The 24,556-nt window shown below is 30.7% G+C and carries 16 protein-coding genes; 7 read left to right on the top strand and 9 right to left on the bottom strand.

Annotated features, from left to right (window positions below; translation table 11 throughout):
* Positions 1–38 precede the first annotated feature (38 nt).
* From OC535_RS10595 to OC535_RS10555, 9 genes are all read right to left on the bottom strand, one after another.
* Entirely contained in the window at positions 39–1,766 is a 1,728-nt protein-coding gene (locus tag OC535_RS10595) for a sensor histidine kinase (RefSeq protein WP_498823799.1), read from the bottom strand.
* The gene (locus OC535_RS10590; RefSeq protein WP_498823798.1) at positions 1,763–2,482 is read right to left on the bottom strand and encodes a response regulator transcription factor; all 720 of its coding nucleotides are present in this window, start codon (positions 2,480–2,482) and stop codon (positions 1,763–1,765) included. The genes OC535_RS10595 and OC535_RS10590 overlap by 4 nt, the downstream gene beginning before the upstream one ends.
* A gap of 389 nt (positions 2,483–2,871) precedes the next feature.
* Entirely contained in the window at positions 2,872–5,952 is a 3,081-nt protein-coding gene (locus OC535_RS10585; RefSeq protein ID WP_498823797.1) for an ABC transporter ATP-binding protein/permease, read from the bottom strand.
* Between the two features lie 174 nt (positions 5,953–6,126).
* Positions 6,127–6,546 carry a 2-thiouracil desulfurase family protein gene (locus tag OC535_RS10580; protein WP_024721660.1) on the bottom strand — a complete coding sequence of 140 codons (420 nt, stop codon included), beginning with the start codon at positions 6,544–6,546 and terminating at the stop codon, positions 6,127–6,129.
* A gap of 388 nt (positions 6,547–6,934) precedes the next feature.
* Complete coding sequence (locus tag OC535_RS10575) at positions 6,935–7,816, bottom strand: ROK family protein (protein WP_498823796.1); 882 nt, start codon at positions 7,814–7,816, stop codon at positions 6,935–6,937.
* Entirely contained in the window at positions 7,813–9,189 is a 1,377-nt protein-coding gene (locus OC535_RS10570; RefSeq protein ID WP_498823795.1) for a glycoside hydrolase family 32 protein, read from the bottom strand. The genes OC535_RS10575 and OC535_RS10570 overlap by 4 nt, the downstream gene beginning before the upstream one ends.
* Positions 9,179–10,627 (bottom strand): glycoside hydrolase family 32 protein, encoded by a 1,449-nt coding sequence (locus OC535_RS10565; RefSeq protein WP_498823794.1) that lies wholly within the window; start codon positions 10,625–10,627, stop codon positions 9,179–9,181. The genes OC535_RS10570 and OC535_RS10565 overlap by 11 nt, the downstream gene beginning before the upstream one ends.
* 19 nt (positions 10,628–10,646) lie before the next feature.
* Positions 10,647–11,786, bottom strand: a complete 1,140-nt coding sequence (locus tag OC535_RS10560; RefSeq protein WP_498823793.1) for a glucose PTS transporter subunit IIA — start codon at positions 11,784–11,786, stop codon at positions 10,647–10,649.
* A 203-nt stretch (positions 11,787–11,989) separates the two neighbouring features.
* On the bottom strand, positions 11,990–13,309 hold the full coding sequence (locus OC535_RS10555) for an IS4 family transposase (RefSeq protein WP_498823792.1): 1,320 nt from the start codon (positions 13,307–13,309) through the stop codon (positions 11,990–11,992).
* 247 nt (positions 13,310–13,556) lie between these two features.
* Between OC535_RS10555 and OC535_RS10550 the strand changes: the two genes are divergently transcribed.
* The 7 genes from OC535_RS10550 (at position 13,557) to OC535_RS10520 (ending at position 24,456) form a co-directional block, all read left to right on the top strand.
* Complete coding sequence (locus tag OC535_RS10550) at positions 13,557–14,366, top strand: YihY/virulence factor BrkB family protein (protein ID WP_227053553.1); 810 nt, start codon at positions 13,557–13,559, stop codon at positions 14,364–14,366.
* Between the two features lie 121 nt (positions 14,367–14,487).
* Positions 14,488–15,228 carry an RsmE family RNA methyltransferase gene (locus tag OC535_RS10545; RefSeq protein ID WP_498823791.1) on the top strand — a complete coding sequence of 247 codons (741 nt, stop codon included), beginning with the start codon at positions 14,488–14,490 and terminating at the stop codon, positions 15,226–15,228.
* The gene (locus OC535_RS10540; protein ID WP_024721132.1) at positions 15,225–15,992 is read left to right on the top strand and encodes a hypothetical protein; all 768 of its coding nucleotides are present in this window, start codon (positions 15,225–15,227) and stop codon (positions 15,990–15,992) included. The genes OC535_RS10545 and OC535_RS10540 overlap by 4 nt, the downstream gene beginning before the upstream one ends.
* A gap of 9 nt (positions 15,993–16,001) precedes the next feature.
* Positions 16,002–17,288, top strand: a complete 1,287-nt coding sequence (gene mtaB, locus OC535_RS10535) for a tRNA (N(6)-L-threonylcarbamoyladenosine(37)-C(2))-methylthiotransferase MtaB (protein ID WP_227053555.1) — start codon at positions 16,002–16,004, stop codon at positions 17,286–17,288.
* Positions 17,288–18,748, top strand: coding sequence for a UDP-N-acetylmuramoyl-L-alanyl-D-glutamate--2,6-diaminopimelate ligase (locus OC535_RS10530; protein WP_498823790.1), 1,461 nt, complete (start codon positions 17,288–17,290; stop codon positions 18,746–18,748). Before mtaB ends, OC535_RS10530 begins: the two co-directional genes overlap by 1 nt.
* On the top strand, positions 18,738–19,391 hold the full coding sequence (gene deoC, locus OC535_RS10525) for a deoxyribose-phosphate aldolase (protein WP_498823788.1): 654 nt from the start codon (positions 18,738–18,740) through the stop codon (positions 19,389–19,391). The genes OC535_RS10530 and deoC overlap by 11 nt, the downstream gene beginning before the upstream one ends.
* Positions 19,392–19,572: 181 nt before the next feature.
* Entirely contained in the window at positions 19,573–24,456 is a 4,884-nt protein-coding gene (locus OC535_RS10520; protein WP_498823787.1) for a glycoside hydrolase family 88 protein, read from the top strand.
* Positions 24,457–24,556 lie beyond the last annotated feature (100 nt).

Below are 24,556 nucleotides of genomic sequence, written 5' to 3'. Positions count from 1 at the left end.
AATTTTTTCAATACATTCAATAATAAAATACCCCTCATTTATTTTTTAAAGCAGATAATAGTTTTAAATAGATCCCCATCAATATCGATCTTAAATTCCCCGCCTTGAACTTCAGTAAAACTTTTTGCAATCGCTAATCCTAAACCACTGCCAGTTTCATGCCTCGATTTATCGCCACGAACAAATCTTTCAACGATTTCATCAGCTGTAAAATTCATCTGTGTAGCCGAGATATTTTTAAATTCAACCACTATTTTATTGACATCATCTTTAACTTCAAGATAGACACGACTATTGATCATCGCGTATTTAGCGATATTAGTAAAAAGATTTTCAAATATGCGGTAGGTTTTATCACCATCTAGTTTTAATTTAATATCCGTACTTTCATACTTTCTTATTAGAATTAAATTTTTAGCTTCTAAAATCTCTTTACTTTCAGTATATGTCTGTTCTAACAATGCAATAATATTAAGATTCATTAAATTCAACTGAATGTTACCACTATTGATTTTACTAATTTCAAAAAAATCCTCAATTAGCGTAGTTAATCTATTTACATACAAATTCAAATTATTCAAATATTCATGCCGCGTTTTTTCAGTAAGTAAATCATCCTGTAATAATACAATATAATTTTTTATACATGTTAATGGTGTTTTTAAATCATGGGACACATTACTAATCAGCTCATTTTTCATATTTTGAGATTTTATTTCTTCTTCAACAGCTTTTTTAAAACCATCTTTGATATTATTAAATTCAATCTCTAACTGATTAAAAACGCCTAAATCAGCCTCTATCTCCATATCAAAATTTCCTTTTCCCAGTTCTTGAGCGGCTTTTAATAAGCGATTATAATCTTTTTGAATCTTCATTCCTTTATTTTCCAACCAAAAAAAAGTACTAATAAGATAAACAAATATAAATATATAATTATTTAAAACTACTAATAAGATGAAAATAAATCCTGCATTAATAACTACATATTTTAAAATCATCTTATTTATTGGAATTAATAAATCTATTTGTATAAACATATTTAATTTATCTTCTACATCCATAAAGAACATTTTAAAATAATCTTTAATAACATGAATATATCTAAAACCAATTAAAACTATTATTAATCCGCCAACTATCCACAGTTTAATCAGAAAACAATTTGGAACCTTTTTATTTTTAGAAATAATATAAATTATTTCTAAATTTTTAGGACGATTAATTTTTATCTTATTAAGAAAATCACTATGACTATCCATGCGATAATGGATGCGTAAAAGTTTTTCTAAGCTAAAATATGAAGATGACTCATTATGTATATTACCTTCTTTTTTTAAATCCCCATTTTCATCATAAAACATCACACTATAAAAATAATATTTACTTTTATCATCAAAATCGTCTTGATTAATATTATTTGATATGATTTTATTTGTTTTTGTATTTTTTATTGAATAAATGAAATCATGGTCGTTTTGAAAACATCTTTTTGTATAATCCATAATGTTATAAAATTTATTACTGATCTGCCACTTATCCTTATCAGGGATAGTTTCATCAAAAAATAAAATTTCATATTCGGGATCTAATTTTTTTGCCATTGCTAGTGTGAAATATTGAAAATCTTCATTTAAATAAGACATCTTTTCTTTATGTTTTTGCAAACTAATATCTTTTCTTAGATTATCATTAAACAATAAAATAAGAATTACTAAAATCAAAAGAAAAAAAATAAAACTACATATTCGTTTTAACACAATCATAATTTCACCGATACTTTTTCAATTTTATAACCAATTCCCCATACCACTTTTAAATACTCTGGTTTTTTAGGATTTATTTCTATTTTTTCTCTTAATTTTCTAATATGAACCATGATAGTTTCTGTATTTATTGCTTCTTCTTTCCAGACTGCCTGATAAATTTCTTCAGCAGAATAAACTCTCCCTGGATAACTCATCAACAATTCAAGAATTTGAAATTCTTTTGCTGTCAAGCGAACTGTTTTATCATTGACGATTACTTCTTTAGTGTATTTATCAAGTTCAAGTCCTCCAACGATAAGGCGGTGATCATTATCGCTAGAAATCGACTTATTTTTTAATAACATGATCTGATCATATCTTCTAATATTTGCATTAACTCTGGCAATCAGCTCCATAGGTTCAAAAGGTTTTGTGACATAATCATCAGCACCTAAATTTAAACCAGTAATTTTATCAATATCTTCTGACTTAGCACTTAAAAAAATAATTGGAAAGTCATATTTTTGCCGTAATTTTAAAGTCATCGTAATCCCGTCCATCACTGGCATCATAATATCAATAATAGCAAGATGAATCTCATTAATATTAATAATTTCTAATCCTTCCTGCCCATTGGTGGCAGTAAATACTTTATATCCTTGATTTTTTAAGAATACGCTTACTGTATCTCTTATTCCCTGTTCATCTTCAACTATTAATATTGCATGTTCCATAACTCATTTCCTTTCTCAGTAATATTTCAGTATGATTTATGTACTTCTTTATTATGAATGATAAAAATAAACTGAATATATTCAAAATTCTTAAAAAATCCTTAAATTTCATTTTATTTCTAATCTTAATGTTTAAAAACTGCTTGTATCACTATCCTTTAAAAATATAAATAATTAATTATAAAAATCAGATAAAAAAGCCTGTAAAACAAGTAATCAAATATTTTATCATTAAGAATGATTGCTTGATTATTCAACTACTTTTTACAGGTAATACGATATTAATTACTTTATTTTAGGTAAACGTAAAAAAAGAGATTTTTATTAAACCTCTTTTTATATAAATCAAATAGATATTAAATAATATATTACATATGATCTAACCCTGTTTATTCTGATCTTAGCGCTGTTACGGCATCTTCTTGAGCAGCTTTTTTTGATGGAATCAACCCACCGATAAGCGTTAAAACAACACTTAAAACAATTAAAATAATTGCTCCTGCAATTGGTAGTGCAGCATTAAGACTAGTATTACCAGCTAGATGATGAATAACCATATTACCTGGTATCAACAATAAAAGTGTGATTCCTATACCTAATAAACCAGCCAGCAAGCCAATAATAAATGTTTCCGCATTAAATACTTGCGATATATTGTGCTTTGAAGCCCCAATAGCCCGTAAGATCCCGATTTCTTTTTTACGCTCTAAAACACTAATATAAGTAATAACGCCAATCATAATCGATGATACAACTAAAGAAATAGCGACAAATGCAACTAAAACATAACTGATCATATTAATAATATCTGTAACAGATGACATTAAAGCACCAACATAATCGGTATAAGTAATAACTTTATTATCATCAATTTTTTCCATTCGTTCATTATAACTATCCAAAATATTAATAACTTCCTGTTTACTTTCGAAGTCTTTAGGATAAATATTTATACCGCTTGGTTTATCAAATTCTGCGTATTGAAGCTTACTTAAATTATTATCATAAGAAGTTGTTTCTTTTGACATCAACGATATCATCAATTCAGATAAATCTTCTTCATTCATATTTACTTTTATTGCGTTAGCAAAAGCATTAGTGTCTATTGAGATAGCATTTTGCATATTTGTTGCCAATTGCCCCATTTGTTTATTTATTTCTGTGCTTAATTGTTCTTGCAGTGATTTCATCAAAGTTTCACTATATTGTCTCACTGCTGCTTGGATTTGAACCTGTAGTTCGTTTTGAAATTGAGCAAGGAGCCCGCTTTCTTGTAAAATATTTGTCAATTCTTTTTGAATAAGACTTTGTGCTTGAGATGTTTGAATATAAGTTCTAAAATATTCTGTTATTTTTTCTGGATCAGTTAAATTATTTTCAGTAGTATAGTTTTGAAAATCTGTCACGAGTGTTTGCATCAAAGAAGTAAACTGATCATTACTAAATTCAATTTTTATATTCGAGAAAAAATTGTCCATATTTATTGCAGGTAATGAATTAAAATCTAAACTAATATTACTTAGATCCAAACCACTAGGATCTATTTTTAGTTTATTTTGATCAATCGTAAAAGCTTTTTTCAACATTTCAGTATCAACGGTAAATAAAGACTGCATATCAAATTTTTGTTCATTTTCTTCATTTTCAAATGATTGTCCAGTAAAAACATTAATATTCGGATCCGCTAATTGTTTTTTTACTATTTCACTTGATGAAGCCTGCTCTATAACATGGGTAGTTAAAGAAGCTGGATAACCAATACCACTGTTTAACATCGTTGCACTAGCCCCATCGCTTGGCTGGACGACCCCAACGATAGTTAAGTCTTCACTATTATTAATAAGCTCGCGCATATATGCTTCATCGTCAGTTTTATCTCGATAAACACCATATGTTTCATCATATACATAACAATTAGAGGAATCTACAAGTTTAAATTTAGTCCCTAAAACATCATCATAATCATATGATTTAATATCATCAGGTGTAGTAACTTCTTCTTCACTTGCAAATTGCCGAATCATTTCATCAAGTTCATCATAATCACGCAATCCTAATGTATAAAGCATCAAATCACTTATCTTCCCACTTCCTGTTAAGACCAAAACACATTCATTATATTTTTTTGGCCATCTTCCAGCCTTTACATCATATTGATCTTCATATAATTTTGAATTACTTGGCATTTGATAGAAAACATCTGTACTCATCATCATTGACATCATACTATTGGAACTTGTTGATGATCCTAATCCTAATGCTGAAAATGATTTATCGGGATTAACCTGTCTTATTTTTTCTGTATTAGAACTATAAATTTGTGGTACAGCATTATAGCTATATTCTATCGAATTTGTATATTTATCAACACCACTATTACCTTGATCTAAATATGTCTTTAAAGATGCTAAATCATTCGAACCAATCTTTGAAAACATATTTGTAATCATTTGTGCAACCTGGATTTTAGCTTCGTCATCTTCTTTTTGATTATTATCCTGCGTCTCTTCAACTAACATCGAAGTCAAATCAATACCACTGCTTTGAATCTGTAAAGGATATTCTGATAACGTATCTTCTTCAATCGTTTTAATATACTCATTTACACCATTAGAAAGAGATAATATTAAAGAAATTCCAATGATTCCAATAGAACCAGCAAATGAAGTTAAGATAGTTCGGGCTTTTTTTATTTTCAAGTTATTAAAACTAAGTGATAAAGCTGTTAAAAAAGACATTGATGATTTACCCATATTTTCATGCCTAGGTGCTTCTAATTCATCTTCTTTTACTACATACTTATTAGAATCAGAACGAATTACACCATCACGTAATTCTACGATTCTTGTAGCATATTCCTTAGCTAATTCAGGATTATGAGTAACCATTACAACCAAACGATCTTTAGCCACTTCTTTTAAAAGTTCCATGACTTGAACACTTGTCTCACTATCTAGTGCTCCTGTCGGTTCATCGGCTAATAAAATATCGGGATTATTTATCAAGGCTCGGGCAATTGCAACTCTTTGCATTTGTCCTCCTGACATTTGATTTGGCTTTTTATGTCCTTGATTTCCTAAACCAACTTGTTCAAGCGCTTTTTTAGCTCGTTCTTTTCGTTCTGCTTTTGATATACCCGATATCGTTAATGCTAGTTCAACATTTGATAATACTGTTTGATGAGGTATTAAATTATAACTTTGGAAAACAAATCCTATCGTATGATTACGATACGAATCCCAATCCCGATCTTTATATTTTTTAGTAGATATCCCATTAATGATCATATCACCACTATCATAGCGATCAAGACCGCCAATAATATTTAAAAGTGTCGTTTTCCCTGAGCCACTAGGACCTAATATTGCTACAAACTCATTATCACGTAAATTTAAACTAACACCGTCCAATGCTTTTTGTACTAAATTTCCCGTTTTATATTCCTTATAAATATTCTTAACTTGAAGCATATTGCATCCTCCTATTTTTAGTATACATCAACATTATATGGTTCAAAAATAAACTAAAGATAAACACAAATATAAAATTATATTTTTTCTAAAATAACTTAACTTCCCATCTTCACACATATTTTATTATCAACACGTTATTAATATTATACATTTTTTATTTACTGATCATAATTAAATAAATTCTTCTGCATCCAAAACTTGATATCCTGCCTGGATAAGAGCTTTGGCAAATAAACCTTGACCAGCGATCAATTTATTAGTAAAACTTCCATCATAAATTTGATTAACTCCACATGTAGGACTTCTTGATTGGAGAATTACTAGATCAATTTTTTCATCCTTTATTTTTTCTAATGCTAGTTGGCATGCTTTTTGATAACTAGCATCAACATTATTACCATCAATATCTGTAACAACCCCTTTTACTATTTCCGCGCAAGGACGAGGAATCGTCATATTTGCTAGTAATTCTGGACATATTTCTATAACTTCTTTGTCTTCTAAAAACTTGATGACCTTACTGTTAAGATTATTTCCACCATTGTATTTGCAATTTCTACCCAATATACAAGAACTTACCAATACTTTCATTATTAATCACCTCACATTTAAAAAAATTCCTTTTTAGTATAATACAAAGATATCAAAAAAACAAAAACAATCACTAAATTATAAATATTAGTTTTGGAAAATAAAAAATTTTCATTCTATGATATATTGTTGTTTTGGTGAACACCAAAAACAAATAGGCAGTATTATATTCGAGAGTTAGAAAACAATGGTTTCATTTCCATAAAAGTATATTCTGTTCACCTAAAACAAAAGGACCTCATAAAAGCTCTATTCCTGTACTAGAGCAATGAATGAGTAGATATTGAATCATTTGTCATAATAATTGTAAAAGGGACAACATAAATGTCCCTAGGTAATATTCGTTTAGTGATTATCATTTTCTATATTTTTTTAAACAAACAGCATTTTAATTATTTTGTTTTGCTTCTAATGCTAGCGCTAATGCTCCTACAACACCAGCATTATCACCAAGTCCTGGATATACGATATAGTCTTTGATTTTATCTGTTGTCACTTCTTCTTTTTGAATATATTCATTTAAAAACTGCTGAGTATAACGATGTATCATAGGAAAAAGCTGTTTTTGATGCATGACCCCACCACCTAAGATGATCTTTTTAGGTGATAAGATCAATATATAGTTAGCACATGCCTGACCGATATAATATGCTTCTAAGTCCCAAGCTGGATGATCTTCTGGCAGCTCGCTTCCTTTAACTCCCCATCTTTTTTCTATGGCTGGTCCGGCTGCTAATCCTTCTAAGCATGTTCCATGATATGGGCATGCTCCTTGATATGGATCATCATCTCTAACGATCATTTTCATGTGTCCCATTTCTGGATGCAATAAACCATGTACAAGTTTTCCACCTAAAATAGCACCACCGCCTATTCCAGTTCCAATTGTTAGATACAGTGCACTATCAAGTCCTTTAGCTGCTCCAAATGTTGCTTCTCCTAAAGCTGCGCCATTGACATCTGTGTCAAATCCCATCGGGATATCATATCTTTCTTTTAAAGCACCCATAATATTATAATTTGACCAGCCTGGTTTAGGGGTAGTTGTTATATATCCATATGTTGGACTATTAACATCTGGATCGATTGGACCAAAACTTCCGACTCCTAATGCTTCGATATCTTTATCATCAAAATATTGAAAAACATTTGCCATTGTTTTTTCTGGTTCTTCTGTTGGAAATGATGCCCGATCGATAATATTTCCATTTTCATCTCCAATACATACAACAAATTTTGTTCCTCCTGCTTCGATTGCTCCTAGCTTCATATCTTTGTCTCCTTTTTTTCTATAATGTTATATGGTTTCAGTTCATAATAATCCATGGTCATTGGACAAGAAACTTTTATTTTTGTATCATGATAAGAATCATAAACACGTGTCGTCATTACCTTCTGACCATGATTAATAAATATTTCAAGTGATGATACGTCACTAAATATATCTATTTCACTTATCTCATTTATTTTAACACATCTTTTATCTCTACCATAGCCGCTTTCTTGTAACGATAGAGTCAATATTTTTCCATCATATCTTAATTGAAGATCTTTTCTTAAATCAATTTGAAATTCTTGAGAAGTTATTTCAAGATGAATTTGACATGCATGACTTTGATAATAGTATATTTCTTTTTCAACTAATTCTTTATATAGATGTTTTGTTCTTAAATTTTTTGTTTCACGAATAGGATATTGATAAATTTGATTATCCTTAAATGTTAATTCCCTAGGAAGTATCAATGCATCATTCCAATTATATTGAATAGTTGGATTTTTATAAGGACAATCGGGTATTCCCATCCAGCCAACAAGAATTCGTCTTTTATCCTGGCTTAAAAAGGTTCTGGCGGCATAAAAATCAAATCCTTCATCAAACGATTGAAACCTTTCTAATTGATAATTATTTCTAAAATCACCATTTAAAATAAAATATCCACATTGATGATTGTTTTCGTATTCATGTTGTTTTATTCCTTGAGGACAGCAAACCAGGATTTGTTGCTGGGACAGTTCAAAATAATCAGGACATTCCCACATATAACCTAATTTCTCTTCAGTTTTAATTCTTTGGATAAATTTCCATTCTTTTTTATCTTTACTTTCGTAAGCAAGGATCATTCCCTGATCATGAATGTCTCTTGCACCTAAAAACATATAATACTGGTCTTGATAAAAAACATAAGGATCTCTAACATGCTTTGTCATATCTTGAGGAAAATCGGCATTTGTCATCAATAATTGTTTATCATCAAAATGAATATAATCAGCACTTTGAACCATCAAAACATTTTGTTCTCTACCTACCATGATATAATCATAATTTCCCTGATGACGAACATTTCCAGTATAAAACAAATACAATTTTCCTTTTTCATAAAAACCGCTGCCACTATAAACACCATCTCTATCATATCGGCTATCTGGCAAAAGTGCTATTGGTTCTTGAACAAAGTTGATAAAATCCTGCGTACTATAATGTCTCCAAATACAAGGAACTCTTCCTTTTGTTTTAAAGGCTTGAGGATCATTAAGATAAAATATATGGAAGGTATCTTCGATTTGGCACATGCCATTAGGATCAGCAATCGTCCCTTCTAACGGCATTAAATGATATTTTAAACGATATTCATTATTTTTCATTTTTCTCGATTTGATAGCTATCTAAAGGATAGTAAGTTAATTTTCCTTGATGACTTGTATGAAAATAAAGATGCTGTGATAATGTTTCACTATACACCCTTGTCGTAAAAACTTCTTGTCCACCATTGACAAATATTTCTAAAGCCGATGTATCACTCCAAATATCCAAATGCCTAACTTCTTTGATTTCAACACTTCTTTGATCACGACCACAACCGCTTGTTCCTAGTGATAATGTTAAAACATGATCTTTATAATTCAAGAAAACATCATCTCTTATTTGAATTTGAAAATCTTTTTGATTTTTAAACTCAATATCCATTTCATAACATACATCATCATATGATGTATCATTCCATTGGTCTATATCCATTTCATATTTTTCTTTTCTTAACTGTTTCATCTCAACTAATGGCTGTTGAATAATTTTTCCATCTTTTTGAATCAGCATTCTTGGCATTGTCAAAGCATGCTGCCAGCTATATTGAATAGTAGGATCATTATGATAAGATGCATCTGGGATTCCCATCCATGCATATAAAATATGTCTGCCTTTTTCATCAATAAAACTTTGCGGGGCATATATATCAAATCCTCGATCTAATTCTTTAAACTCTCCCAAATTGTATTGGTTTTGCTCAAAATCATATTCTAATTGAAAATATCCCATCTGATAAACATTAGCATAATCATAACCATTCTGCCCAACTCCCTGGGGACAGCAAATCAAAAATAATTGTCCATCTATTTCTAATAAATCGGGACATTCCCACATATAACCAAAAGGTTGCGGTGTTGTTATACAGTTATAATACTGAAAGTTTTGTAAATCCTGGCTTCGATAAAGTAATACACAGCCTTGGCTATCTCTTGTTCGGGCTCCTAAAACCATATAATAATATTTCCCTTTTTTAAAGATTTTAGGATCTCTTACATGTTTTGACATATTATGAGGATAATCATCATTATCTAAAATTAATTTTTTTCTACTTATCTCCATTCCATCTTCACTTGTAAAAGAAAGCGTATTTTGTTCTCTACCATCATTGATATAATCATAATCATCACGATCATTTAATTTAACATTTCCGGTATAAAAATAATATATTTTTCCATCTTCAACATAAGCTGAACCACTGTATACTCCATCACGATCTTCTTTTTGATCAGGGTATAAAAATGGTTCTTCTTCTTTAAAATGAACCATATCCGTTGAAGTATAGTGACCCCATAATTTAATTCCCCAGTTACAGTCGTATGGTGTGTATTGAAAATAAATGTGATAAATACCATCTTTTTGACATAATCCATTTGGATCATTCAGCCATCCAGTCGGAGGCATGAGGTGATAATGTAAACGATTTTTATCTTTTTTTACATTATCCCTCATATTTTGATGATTATCATATTGATCATAATAATCTTTTTTTGTCATCATATTTTTATTCATCCTCCAGTTATTTAATAATTGCTACTACATCTTCTCCCTTTGTTGCTCCTGTATATTTCATTTCTACCTGACGTCCTTCGTTTAATTCAAAAACCATCATCGTCTCTGTAGAATACCCCTTCTTTTCAATTAAGTCTTGATCAAATGTTAATAGAACATCCCCTTGTTTAACTTCTTGATTTATTGCTACAAAACATTCAAAGCCTTCACCATTTAAATTAACAGTATCTATCCCACAATGAATGAGAATACTTGAACCATCTTTTAACATTAAACCTACTGCATGTTTACTTGGAAAAACAAATGAGATCTTTCCATCAGCAGGAGCAACGACCTTTCCTTCACTAACAGTAACTGCAATTCCATCACCCATGGCTTTAGAAGCAAATGTTTGATCAGTAGATTCTGTCACATTTTTAACTTCACCTTTTACTGGTGATAATATTTCTATTTCTCCATTAAATTCAACAGCGTTTTCAGTAACTTTTTCATCACTTTTTACTTCTTTTGGTTGACCTTTTGTTTTTCCAAGAATAACCGCAAAGATAAATCCACCAGCTAAAGCAATAAGATGGGCAATAATATAGTTAATATAACCATTGTTTGCAGGATCACATATAGCAATTCCTGGCAGTGCTGTCGTTCCAAATCCTAATGACGCTAAATTTGCAAAATAAACATACGCACCAGCTAAAGCTCCACCGATACATCCACCAATTAATGGAAATTTATATCTTAAGTTAACCCCAAAAATGGCTGGTTCACTGATTCCGAATAATGTTGATGCAAATGATGGTAAACATAATTCTTTAGCTTTATTATTTTTCCAATTTAATATTAAATATCCTAAAACTGCACCACCTTGTCCCATTAAAGCAACTGACATTAATGGATTCAAGAAATTTCTACCAGTATCAGCGATAAGCTGGGCTTCAACTGCACCAAGAATATGATGCAAACCAGTAATAACGATGATTTGTTGTACGCCGGCAAAGAATGCATAACCAAGAGCCCCTAAGTTTTGTGTCATCCATACTAAACCATTTGTAATAGCACTTGATAATTCTCTACCAACTGGTCCTACGATCGTAAATAATAAAACTGTTGAAATAAAAACTGTGCATAATGGTGAAAATAACAGCTTCACGACATCCAATGGTATTAAGTTAAGAGAAAATGAAAAATCATTGAATTAAGATAAGATGGTTGTTAAAGTAAAAACAGCCATCTTTTCTGTTATTCATAAATAAAAATATAAAAATATGGATTTTAGATATACTTAAAAAGAACTAGCATCTAGCTCAAAAAATTTTATTGTTATTCTAAAATAACGTGTTATAATAATTCATGTCAGGACGTTCTATAATTTAACGGTTGACATGATTTGGGTTTTATAGCACGTTCATATGATCTTTCTGGTCTTTGCGGGACCAGAAATTTTTTTATTCTTGAGATAAGATTCTTCTCTTTTAATAGATTTCTTAAATACAGTCTGATATTTGTCACTGCATTAGCGAAATTTGCTTTGTAGCGATATTTACGATTTTGCTTTATCTCAATATTATTGATAATGATTTCAGAAACATTATACATTAAAAATGTTGCATTGATTTCCTGCTGTATCAGCTTCCTTTTTTTTGCATGAAAATAGACAAGTCCCATTGTATATTTTACCTTATTAAAAGCGGTTTCCTCTTTCCAGCGGTAATGATAAAGCTCTTTGAAATCTTCCAGCTGAAATTCATCTTCTGATAGATTTGTAATAATTGTTTCATAGGTATCATCTGTTATTTTAAAGCGAACAATTCTAAAAGATAATTCATAAAAATCCTGTGTTGGTCCCAGAAAATCAAATCTGGAAGTTGTAGGTACAAAGACATACTTATCTTTATGAGCTTTAATTTCTTTACTTTGAAATCTAGTCAATATACGAGTGACGTTCATATCAAATGTCCCGTTTTTTGTTTTTATGTTTGTCATTATGCCACTTTTGGTATCAATGTCTTTAACTCTGATTGCAAATTTAAGATTATTTTCAATGAAATAAGCCAACAGATTATAGTTTTCATATCCTCTATCTGCTGTAAAAATAGAATTTTGAGGATAATTCTTATGATTGATAATAGAAATCAATGCATCAGCCTCACGTTTTTTAGTTGAAGCATCAATACTCCAGTCATAGAAAATATGATTAAGACAGTCATATAAAGCATTCACATGATACTGACAGTATGGCTTTCCACCACCATCCGATTTTACCTTTGTATCATCATCCATAAAAGGGATATTGACATCAGATCCATCCTGAGCGAGAATGTAGTATCCGTTAATCGTCCTGTAATTGGCAAAACTATGAACGAACAGATTATTGATACGTTTAAAGATGGCAGGATCTAATAACTGACGTCTTTGACACATCGCCGAAGTTGAAGGCATATCAGTACAGTCAGAAAAGAAATGAGACATTTCACTAGCTGTAGAGTAATTAGAGAAACTTAAAATAGAATCAATCAATATACGAGCAGGTAATAAGCGATTACGAGTAAAATTTGAGATTGGATCATGGCAGAAGCACTGAATCCCTTCAAGAGTAAAATCGATAGATTGATTGAGAATCTTTTTGATCTTTTTTGGTGAATAGTAGATGTTTGAATTTGAATGTTTCATCATATGTAATACCTCCTAAAAAATACATCTACTAAAAAGGGCTAGTAATGAATATTTTGCTATTCATTACTAGCCACACGATTCTCACTATTTGTCAATAGCTAAATAAAAAAGTCTCTTTAAATTACATTAAAGAGCTTTTTCAGTATTTTAATGCCTAACTTAATGACATTGGTATTTACCTCTTTTTATTTGATGTTTTAGTATGTTCTTAAATTTATCGTTAACAATTATAGTAGGAAGGTGACATATGAGAAGATTTTATAATGTAATATTGAAATTCATTTCACCCCAAGGTAATTTATCACGCTATTCATTGAGTTTTTGTATACTATTAGCTTTGCTGCCTACTTTAATTATATTTTTAAGAATCTTTCAAAGTGATATTTTAAATTCACCGAATTTAATTGATTTACTGTATGATTATATCCCAGAGATGATTTTAGCTCCATTTATTGAATATATTTTATCTCAGGAGTATGGGGATTTTACTTCTTTGATAATTTCAACTGCTTTTTCAATTTATCTAGCGAGCAATGCTTTTTATTCATTTATGTTGATTTCAAAGACAGACGAAGAATTCGATACTTATATGATTTTATTGAGGATCAAAGCGGTTGTTCTATTTGTTTTAATGATTTTAGCTATTGCTGGTTTGATTTTTATAAACTATATTATTTTAATTAATAAACCAGTTATAATGTTACTAGGATTATTGATCGTTTTTTATTATTTTTATCGTTATTTATCATTTGAAAAAAGACCTCTTTCATATGGTCTCATTGGTTCTGTGTTTACAAGCAGTTGTATTGTCTTGATCGGGGGAGGTTTTTTTTATGTTGTTGAACATTATAGTCGCTATAATACATTATATGGACCATTGGCTAGTTTGGTAGTAATGTTGATTTCTATTTACTTGATTTCTAATGTTATTTATTTTGGATATTGTTTAAATCATGAATATGGAAAATCTTTTTCTAAAAAGGTTTATAAACATCAAACATTTTATAGTATAGCTAATCAGTATATAGATAAAATAGTAAAGAAATTTAAATGGTAAAAGTAAGTATTTAGGTACTTGCTTTTATTATGATCAAAGTAATTTGGATGATTATTAATCGATATCGTTTATTACTTTTCTCAGTCGTGATTTCATGTTAGAATGGTACCGGAGGATTGTTATGCAGCGATATTTTATAAATGAAGATTTAAAAAATAAAAAAAATTTGATCTTATCTGCTGATGATTTACATCATTTAAAAAATGTGATGAGAAGTAGAAATGGTGATGAAATCACTTGTATTGATATAAATGGACAAGTATATTTTTGTATGATCGATGAGGTTGAACAAGGATCGATTAAAATTATTAAAGAAATAGACGAAAATAATGAACTGGATGTAGAAATAACGTTAATTTATGCTTTACCAAAGGGTGATAAATTTGAACTGGTTTTACAAAAGGCAACAGAATTGGGTGTGAGTCGGATAGTTCCTTTATTAACGCAGCGTTGTGTAGTTAAGACAGATAAAATAAAGTTTGAAAAAAAGCTGGCGCGTTATCAAAAAATATTGAAAGAGGCTGCGCAGCAGTCAAGAAGAAATAAGATTCCCCAAATTGTCAATGTCATTAAATTAGCTGAAATCAGTGAGTATTTAGGGACATATAATTTAGTCGCTTATGAAGAAAAAGCCAAAAGAGGAGAGCATTTAGCTTTAAAACAATGCTTGGATAAATTGGAATCTAATGATAAAATAACAATTATTGTAGGTAGTGAAGGCGGTTTTGAAGAAAAAGAAATTGAAATGATGGAAGCGTTGAAAATCAGTTCATGTTCTTTAGGAAAAAGAATTTTGCGAAGTGAAACAGCGCCCTTGTATATGTTAAGCATAATTGGTTATGCTAGGGAGATTGGTAAATGAAGATATTAGAATTGTTATATAAGTATCGTTATGAAGTGAAATTGAATAAAACTAATTTATTTTGTTTTGTTAATGATGGAAGTAAAGAAATCATCGATGAAGGATTTGATTATAAAGTAAAAAATCCTTGGGATTTGTTTGCGTATGAAGTCATTTTAAAAGGAATAAGGGCTAAAAGAACGATCAATGAATGTTATAATAAATTTGTAACTAATAATTATGATTTATTTGAACATATAAGCTATGAGCAAAGACAAAAAATATTTTTTTATGATATGGAGAAAGTAACAGCTTCATTAGTTAATTTTAAAGATATTGATAGTGGAGAAAACATTTATATACCTTATTTAGAATCATTTATAAACAAATACTATCTTAACGATTATTTGCTGGTGACATTAAAGCATCACAAATCTTATATAAAAAATTTTTCCAAAGAAATCGATATCTTTATTAAATTATATGGAATGCAGCCATATAAATCAGATTTTTCTACTTTACAGTTAGTTGGTCACGACTTAGAAAATGATTATTTTTATCACGATGACTTCAAAGTAGTTTATCAATTTAATAATAAAAAACTAGTTAATGAAATTTGTTTGATTGATAAATATACCCAAGAATATCCCGATCTACAATTAATCAAGGATGTTATGACAAAAATAATTAATCAAAAAAATGATACAGAAATTTTAGAATATTTATATGAACATAAATTTATTGGTGAAAAAACTTATAAGAAAATTATCAAAAAAATAGGATAAGGTGAATAGATGAAAACAGTAGCGTTCCATACATTAGGTTGTAAAGTAAATACATATGAATCAAATGCGATGTTAAAAATATTTAACGAAGCTGATTATCAAGAAGTTGATTTTAAAGAAGTTGCAGATGTTTATGTTATAAATACATGTACGGTTACTAATACCGGAGATAGTAAATCGCGACAGATGATCCGTAAGGCAATTCGTAAAAATCCCCAGGCTACGATATGTGTAGTAGGCTGTTACAGTCAGATAGCCCCTGAAGAAATAAGACAGATCGAAGGGGTAGGGGTTGTTTTAGGGACACAGTATCGAAAAGATATTGTTAAATATGTGGATGAATATATAAAAACTGGTCAGATGGTAATAAAAGTTGATAGTGTAATGAATTTAAGAAAGTTTGAAGACTTGAATATTGATCGTTTTAAAAATACCCGAGCTTTTTTAAAGATTCAAGATGGGTGTAATAATTTTTGTACATACTGTATTATTCCCTATGCTCGTGGTCGAGTTCGTTCCCGAGATAAAGATAGTGTTTTAAATCAGGCCAAACGTTTAGTAGCTAACGGCTATGTTGAAATTGTTTTGACTGGAATTCATACTGCTGGCTATGGCGAAGATCTGCAGGGGTATAGTTTTTATGATTTGTTAGTTGATTTAGTAAAAATCGAAGGACTTAAACGTTTAAGAATTTCTTCGATTGAAACTAGCCAGATCAGTGATGAGATCATTGATTTAATTGGTTCAAATGAAATAATTGTGGATCATTTACATGTTCCTTTGCAATCTGGATGTGATGCAACTTTAAAGCGGATGAATCGTAAATATACAACAGCTCAATATTTAGAAAAAATTAATAAAATACGAAGTTATTTACCAAATATTGCTTTTACTACTGATGTAATTGTTGGTTTTCCAGGTGAAACTGATGAAGAATTTGAACAGACATACAATTTTATTAAAAAAGTTAATTATAGTGAATTGCATGTTTTTCCGTATTCACCACGTAAAAATACACCAGCAGCTAAAATGAAAGATCAGGTAAAGGATCAAATAAAACATGAACGAACAAATCGTCTGTTAGAGCTGTCTAAAGAGTTAAATCGAAATTTTGCTTTAAAACAAATAGGTAAATCACTCAAGGTATTGTTTGAAAAACGTGAAGGTGATTATTTGGTTGGTCATGCAAGTGATTATTTGAAGGTGAAAGTTAAGACAGATGCTGATTTAATTGGTGAGATCGTTGATATTAAAATTGATAAATATGATGGGATTTTGGAAGGAAGTGCTGGTTGATGAAACGTTTAAATGAATTATATGATATTGATAATGATATGAAAATATATTCAATTCATAGTGATTCGCGTTATGTTAAACCATATTCAATTTTCTTTTGTATTGAAGGATTAAGTGTTGATGGGCATCGGTATGTTGAAGATGCGATTTTTCAAGGGGCTAAAGTAATTGTTTATTCTAAGACTTTGCCATATTATCATGATAATATTATTTATATTTTAGTAGATAATACGTTAGAGGAGTTAAATCGAGTTTCTAATATTTTTTATGATTATCCCAGCAGTAAAATGAAAATCATTGGCGTTACGGGAAGTAATGGAAAAACCATTGTAGCTTCAATGATCAAAGATGCGATGTCAAGATATTGTAATACTGGTTATATTGGAACTATTTCATTAGAGTATAATGGTCGTAAAGAAGACTGCCCATATACTACCCCCGAAACTTTATATTTACAACGTAAATTATATGAAATGAATCGTGGTGGGGTAAAAGTTGTGGCAATGGAAGCATCGAGTCATGGTTTGGCTTTAGGAAGGGTCGATAGTGTAAATTTTAGTATCGCTGTAATGACTAATATTGGTGCTGAGCATTTAGATTTTCATGGCACTAGAGAGCAGTATGTTTTAGCTAAACAAAAGTTATTTGAGATGATCAAACCGACAGATTGGGCGGTTCTAAATAGCGACGATATCAATTTTTCCCAGATAAAAAATAATACTAAAGGAAAGATCTTGACATATGGAATTGAAATTGATAGTGATGTCATGGCTAAAAATATTCGCCTATATTTAGATCATAGTGAGTTTGATTTGGTCTTTAAAGGTAATGTTTTTCATGTTTCTTCACCAGTATTAGCTAAATTTAATATATATAATGTTTTAGCTTTAGTATGTGTTTTAATTGCCATGGGTTGTGATGACAACATGGTTTTGGAGGCTGTAAAAAATGTAAAACCAGTTGAAGGGCGAATGGAACTGATTCAAACGGAACAAAAGTTTTCAGTAATCGTTGATTATTGCCAGCATATTAGTAATTATGAAGATATTTTTGAATTTGTTGAAAGTGTGCGCCAAAATCGGGGCCGACTGATTGCTGTGTTAGGGGCTCCAGGGAAACGTAATTATAAATTGCGTAAAGAATTAGGACAGGTCGCTAATAAATATTTGGATCATGTGATTTTAACCCAATTAGATGATCGTGGCGAAAATGTTTATGATATTTGTAAAACGATTCAATCTGAAATCGTCGATATTAATAGTGTGATTATTCCTTCAAGACAAATTGCAATCGAGCAGGCAATAGAGATTGCTTGTAAAGATGATATTATTTTAGTTTTAGGTAAAGGGCATGAAAAGTTTATCTCATTAGAAGTGGGTCAGGCTGATTATCTTGGGGATAGTGTTATTGTAAAAGAAGCTATTGAACGAATATATGGAGGTAGTGATGATGAATTATAATAAAATGATCGATCATACGATTTTAAAAGCAGATGCAACTAAAAAAATGGTCAAGAAAGTTATTGATGAAGCAAAGTTGTATCATTTTGCTTCAGTGTGTGTTAATCCTGCCTGGGTCAGTTTTTGTGCTAAAGAATTAGTTGATAGTGATGTTAAAGTATGTACGGTGATCGGTTTTCCACTTGGTGCTAATACGACAGCGGTAAAAGCTTTTGAAACTAAAGATGCGATTGATAATGGGGCAGATGAAATTGATATGGTAATTAATATCGGAGCTTTAAAAGAAGGAAATAAACAGTTAGTTTTAGATGAAATCAAAGCAGTTGTAAAGGCGGCGGGAAATAAATGTGTAAAGGTTATTATTGAAACTTGTTTGTTGAGTGATGAAGAGATCGTTTTGGCCTGTCAGTTAGCTAAAGAAGCTAAGGCAGCTTTTGTTAAAACATCAACAGGATTTTCAAATGGTGGAGCAACTTTTAAAGATGTTGCATTAATGAAATCAATAGTTGGTGATGAATTACAGGTTAAAGCTTCAGGTGGTGTGCGAAGCTATGAGGATATGAAAAAATTAATTGAAGCTGGGGCTACCAGAATTGGAACAAGTTCTGGCTGTAAAATAATAGATGCTCTTGTTAAAGATTGATTTTAAAAAAGATAAAAAGAATACTAATAAGGCTAAAGATAAAAATATTCCTAAGATTTTATAATAAATATAGGGGATATTTTTTTATTATAAATTGTAAGCGCTTAGATAAAGGAGGAGTTAAGAGTTTTAAAAGAGGATAAACAAGAATTATAAAAATAATAGAAAAGGGAAAGGTGTTATGAAAAAGATATTTTTGACAATTATAGCTGTATTAATGGTTTTTTCATCAACAAGTATAAATGTTTCAGCAGTTCAAGAGCAAACAGTAAGTGAAGATGTAAAAATTGAATTAATACAAAATAATAATGTCGTAGAGACAGGAATGAACAAGTTAGTACATAATAGAAATTATGTACGCTCAAGTAATAAAACAAATGGGGATGAAATAGTCATTACAGCACCTGAAGGTGTTCATTATCTAATGGTACAGTTAGATAAATATTGTGGTACCCCAAAAATTACAGGGACATTGGAAGAAGAACAAGTCGAAGGATCGATAAAACCTTCTAATATGGCTTCTTTAGAATACGAAGAAACTTTAGTTTACTTAATCAATAATGAGTTTCGTTTTACTATACCTGGTATAACGGGAACAGATGCAAATGGAAATACATTAGGAGGTGGAAATTGGCCATATGATTCTCGAGCATTTTCAACATCTGGAAATACAGAAAAAGTAATTACTGCTAGAGTAGCAACAGAAGAAGAAATTAATGCTCGAAGAAATCTAGCGTTAAATCCGTTTGATTTGCGTGGTAATGATAATGGTGTTTCGGGTTCTAATAAAAAGGGGGACATCAGTGTTTTTCCACATGCTTATGCAAATCGTGTGACAGATAACAAACGTGAGTTTGAACCGCGAAATGCAATAGATGGATTTGAATTTAATGCTTCACATGTAGGTTTTCCATATCAAGCATGGGGTTGTGGAAATGAAAAGACAGATTCAGAATTTTCTGTTTTATTTGGACGTTACGTTGAAATTGATCAAATTGATATCACAGTAAGAGCGCAATGGAATCCGCCACAACCAAATAATGCTAATGATCATGATATTAACTGGACAAGTGCAACATTAGAATTTTCTGATGGAACAGAAATGCCAATAAGCTTGCAAAAATTAGCCTCACCACAGGTAATCAAATTACCAGAAAAAAAAGTGGTTTCGTGGGTCCGTTTAAAAGATCTTCCAGTTAGTGAAGAAACGATTCCTGGTGATGGACGTAAGAAATTTTCTGCCTTGACAGAATTTAAAGTATGGGGTGTCGAGACAGATAATTCTAATGTTGATTTACCAAGTGCACAAAATTTAGTGAATTTAGCTAAAAAGGTTAATGATTACTGGATCAAGACAGGTGGAAATACGGGAGATGATGCGACTAATTATAATCATGGACATTCTATTTCTAGTGAATTTTGGGCACCATCAGTATTTTATACGGGAAATATGGAAGCTTATTATTTAACTGGTGATGAAAATTATACTGATTATGCAAATCGCTGGGGAAGTAACAATATATATAATGATCAAGCATGGAATACTAAAGCTGATAGTGGCAGAATAGGTAAATATTTTCCAGATAATCATACTAGTTTCCAGACTTATTTAGACATGTTTTCAATTACTTCTGATTCGGGTTTTGATCCTGATGATGAAAAATTAAGAAATTTAGTTCCAATCATGAATGAAATGGAACAAATGAGCATTAGTGATTTAAAAAATAAAAATGGTTATTGGGATAGAATCGATTTCTTTTATATGGAACTACCAAACTGGACGAAGATGTATCTTCTAACCGGTGAAGAAAAATGGCTGGATAAATTAAGAGAATTATATGATGATCGTAAAGCAGAGCTTTATGATGAAGAAACAGGCTTATTTTATCGTGATAAGAATTATATTTTTGATGCTGATGCAACCTATAATCCAGATAGTAATGGGAATAATCAAAAGATTAGTCCTAATGGTAAAAAGATTCTTTGGTCAAGAGGAAATGGCTGGGCAATGGGAGCACTGGCAAAAATACTTCAAGACTTGCCAGATGATCGCACAAATGACAAAGAAGAGTACGAAACTGTATTTAAGAAAATGGCAGCAACATTACTAAAAACACAGGGTGAAGATGGTTTTTGGCGGATGAATTTAGATGATTATGATCATGATATTCGCCCAGAAACAAGCGGTACAGTTTTCTTTGCGTATGGTTTGGCATGGGGAATCAATAATGGTCTTTTAGATAGAGATACTTATTATCCTGCTGTAAAAAAAGCCTTTTTAGGATTGAATGCTAACGCTATTCGTCCAGATGGTTTAGTAGGGCGTTCTGAATTGATTAGTGCCTATCCAAATCCAAATTGTTCACTGGGAATAGGATCTTCACAAAGTTATGCTCCAGCGGCAACAGTAATGTTTTTATCTGAACTTTCTAAGCTGGAAAATCAAGGGTATGTAACTGATGATGTAGAACCGGCATTAAATAAGAAAATGATTGGCAGTGTTGCTGTAAAAGAAGATTCGAAATATGCAGTAGTTAATTCTCGAATTAGGGAATTAGTTCCTGGAAGTGATTTAAAAACGATCAAATATAACGATGAAATTTATGTACCTGAAGCTTTTGTTAAAGAAGTGTATGGTATTAATGATTTTGATGGTATTTTGACATATAGCGGAGTAAATTATGTAGCACTGAGTGTGGTTTTAGAAAATGGAAGCAATCGAAAGCTTTCGGTTATTGAAAATGATATCGCAATTATTAGTTATAAAACAAATTTATTTAATGAAATATTGGATTCTAAATTAATAGATTTATTAACTGCCGGATTGATAAATGGAAAATACCTAGATAGACCTGAATATCCAATTCGTTTTGATTATACAGAACCGCCAGAAGAACCAGTACCTAGTGAAGATGCTCTTATTTCTGTTGAAGCTAATAGCGCTGGGGCAGTTAGTGCAAATAGATTAATCGGACCAAATACCGAAAATTTAGTTAACATAGAATTTGATATGATTACAGTCTTATCACCAAGCCAAACAAATGCAATCGTGGGTCTTGGAAGTAGTGATTCTAATTATACAGCATACTCACAAGTACCGATTATTATTAGAATGTATAAAGATGGAAGTTTTGGTGTATATAATGGCACAGGTTATGTGCAAAGTGCTTTTAAATTCACACAAAATGAAAAATATCATCTTCGCGTATCAGTTGATTTAGAGGCTAAAAAATATAGTGTATTTGTTACTGGACCTGATGAAATAGAAGTTGCGATAGCTAATAACTATGCTTTTAGATCAACAGCTAAAGCAATTGAAAATATTGGTAAGATATATTTATTTAATAATGACCAGACAGCGGGAAAATATTGGCTAGAAGATATTTATTTGGGTGAACGAAGCGAACAATTAAAGCCATCGGATACTGCTCTTGTTTCTGTTGGGGCTAATAGTGCTGGAGCTGTTAGTGCAAATAGATTGATTGGACCTAGTACAAAAAATTCAGTCAATGTAGAATTTGATATGGTTACAGTTTTACCAGCAAATCAAACAAATGCAATCGTGGGTCTTGGAAGTAGTGATTCTAATTATACAGCATACTCACAAGTACCGATTATTATTAGAATGTTTAATGATGGAAGATTTAGTGTGTATAATGGCACAGGTTATGTGCAAAGTGCTGTTAAGTTTACCGAAAATGAAAAATATCACCTTCGAATATCAGTTGATTTAGAAGCTAAAAGATATAGTGTATTTGTTAGTGGAGCTGATGGAATAGAAGTAGCAATAGCTGATAACTATGCTTTTAGATCAACAGCTAAAGCAATTGAAAATATTGGGAAGATATATTTATTTAATAACGATCAAGCGGCTGGAAAGTATTGGTTGGAAGATATTTATTTAGGAATAAAAACAGATAAAGAAAAGCTTGAAAATATTTTAGCTGAAGCAAAAGAATATCGTGGCGATAAATATACAGAAGAGAGTTTTGAGATTTTACAAGCTGTAATTAAAACTGGAGAAATAATTTTAGAAGATAATGAAGTTACTCAAGAACAAGTAAATGCTATGATTCTAGAATTACAGGCTGCAATTAGTGGTTTAGAATTAAAAGAAATTATAACTACTAATAAAACCGCATTATCAATAGCAGTTGAAATGGCAAGTAATGTAACTGAATTAGATAAAGTTGTTCCAGTGGTAGTTATCGAGTTTAAAGCAGCATTGCAGGAAGCTCAGACTATCTTAGCTGATGAATCAGTTAGTCAAGAAGAAGTAGATGCCTCATTTGCCCGTTTATCAGTGGCAATGCATATGTTACAGTTCTATAAAGGTGAAAAGAGCGAATTACAAGATTTAATTGTACAAGCAGAAGGATTAGATGAAAATAAATTTACTGTCGAATCATGGCAAACATTAGTAAATGCTTTGCAAGAAGCCAAAGAAGTAAACGACAATGAAAATGCAATGCAGGAAGAAGTAGATGAAGCAATAAAAAATCTACAAGCAGCAATAGATAATTTAGAAGAAGTAAAAGAAGTCGATAAATCGTTATTAGAAGCAATGATAAATAAAGTATTAGGATTAGATGGAAGCAGATATACAGATAAAACATGGAATGATCTAATCCCAGTATTACAAGAGGCCCAAGAAGTATTAGCTAATGAAAGTGCAAGTCAGGAAGAAGTAGATAATGCCTATAATGCATTAGTAAAGGCATACTTAGAGTTAAGATTAATCCCAGATAAAAGTTTATTGCAGGAATTGATCGATAAAGCGCAATCACTAGATGGTGCAAATTATAGTGCAAAGACATGGAATGTAGTAGTGAAAGCTTTAGGAGAAGCAAAAGAAGTATTAGATAATTTTGAAGCTAGTCAGGCAGAGGTGGATAATGCAAAAGATACACTAGCAAAGGCTATGGCAAAATTACGGAAAGTAGATACTGTTAAAACTGAAGCTACAGTAAGTGTAGCTACTGGTGATAATGTGCCAGTTTTTGAATGGTTTGTTTGTGGAGCTTTATTAAGTTTGATATTTATGTTAAAAAAAGTAAAATTTTGATGTAATTAATTAAATTGTGTAGACAATTTAGTTAATAAAAATTATAATTAAAGTAATAGAGGATTGTTACTTTAATTAGGCAAGACCAGAAACTAAATGT

Origin of the sequence: Clostridium sp. Marseille-Q5894 (assembly GCF_946902305.1) — a bacterium.
In the GTDB taxonomy this organism is placed as follows: Bacteria; Bacillota_I; Bacilli_A; order Erysipelotrichales; family Coprobacillaceae; genus Thomasclavelia.
Note: the sequence above shows the minus strand (reverse complement) of the source record. Positions and strands in the feature narration are given on the sequence as shown.

Excerpts from the sequence above, each read along its gene's own strand:
- OC535_RS10595 (WP_498823799.1), bottom strand. The coding sequence starts at position 1,766 with ATGATTGTGTTAAAACGAATATGTAGTTTTATTTTTTTTCTTTTGATT.
- OC535_RS10590 (WP_498823798.1), bottom strand. The coding sequence starts at position 2,482 with ATGGAACATGCAATATTAATAGTTGAAGATGAACAGGGAATAAGAGAT.
- OC535_RS10585 (WP_498823797.1), bottom strand. The coding sequence starts at position 5,952 with ATGCTTCAAGTTAAGAATATTTATAAGGAATATAAAACGGGAAATTTA.
- OC535_RS10580 (WP_024721660.1), bottom strand. The coding sequence starts at position 6,546 with ATGAAAGTATTGGTAAGTTCTTGTATATTGGGTAGAAATTGCAAATAC.
- OC535_RS10575 (WP_498823796.1), bottom strand. The coding sequence starts at position 7,816 with ATGAAGCTAGGAGCAATCGAAGCAGGAGGAACAAAATTTGTTGTATGT.
- OC535_RS10570 (WP_498823795.1), bottom strand. The coding sequence starts at position 9,189 with ATGAAAAATAATGAATATCGTTTAAAATATCATTTAATGCCGTTAGAA.
- OC535_RS10565 (WP_498823794.1), bottom strand. The coding sequence starts at position 10,627 with ATGATGACAAAAAAAGATTATTATGATCAATATGATAATCATCAAAAT.
- OC535_RS10555 (WP_498823792.1), bottom strand. The coding sequence starts at position 13,309 with ATGATGAAACATTCAAATTCAAACATCTACTATTCACCAAAAAAGATC.
- OC535_RS10550 (WP_227053553.1), top strand. The coding sequence starts at position 13,557 with ATGAGAAGATTTTATAATGTAATATTGAAATTCATTTCACCCCAAGGT.
- OC535_RS10545 (WP_498823791.1), top strand. The coding sequence starts at position 14,488 with ATGCAGCGATATTTTATAAATGAAGATTTAAAAAATAAAAAAAATTTG.
- OC535_RS10540 (WP_024721132.1), top strand. The coding sequence starts at position 15,225 with ATGAAGATATTAGAATTGTTATATAAGTATCGTTATGAAGTGAAATTG.
- mtaB (WP_227053555.1), top strand. The coding sequence starts at position 16,002 with ATGAAAACAGTAGCGTTCCATACATTAGGTTGTAAAGTAAATACATAT.
- OC535_RS10530 (WP_498823790.1), top strand. The coding sequence starts at position 17,288 with ATGAAACGTTTAAATGAATTATATGATATTGATAATGATATGAAAATA.
- deoC (WP_498823788.1), top strand. The coding sequence starts at position 18,738 with ATGAATTATAATAAAATGATCGATCATACGATTTTAAAAGCAGATGCA.
- OC535_RS10520 (WP_498823787.1), top strand. The coding sequence starts at position 19,573 with ATGAAAAAGATATTTTTGACAATTATAGCTGTATTAATGGTTTTTTCA.